Annotated in this window: 1 protein-coding gene; it reads left to right on the top strand. The window is 44.4% G+C overall.

The features are described 5' to 3' along the window. On the top strand, positions 1-367 hold a 367-nt coding region (locus tag ASU00_RS24175), incomplete at both ends, for an IS110 family transposase (RefSeq protein ID WP_152983851.1).

Here is a 367-nt window from a genome sequence, read left to right as displayed (position 1 = left end):
GTGATAATACGCAATCCAAAAGTGATAAAAAAGATGCCCTTGTCATCGCTGATATGGTGAAGAATGGCTATTATGCCTTCGTTCGTTCCACTTCAGAATCATTTGAAAAACTTCGTGTCCTTATGGCTAACCGAGATGTGATCGTTAAGCGTCTTGTTAGCTCCATCAACCAAATTAATCGCTGGGTGGATGTTGTCTTTCCCGAGCTCCGGCAAGTGTTTAAAGACGTATCATGTAAAGGGGCAATCGCAACCCTACGCCTCTTTCCTACCCCAGCTGAATTATGTTCCTTACAGCCTCAAGATATCGTAACCGGGTGGAAATCATGTATGAAGCGACATTCCGGGCATAAAAAAGCCCGTTCCCT

Origin of the sequence: Peribacillus muralis, assembly GCF_001439925.1 — a bacterium.
Lineage (GTDB): Bacteria > Bacillota > Bacilli > Bacillales > DSM-1321 > Peribacillus > Peribacillus muralis.
This window is presented reverse-complemented; position numbering and strand designations above follow the sequence as displayed.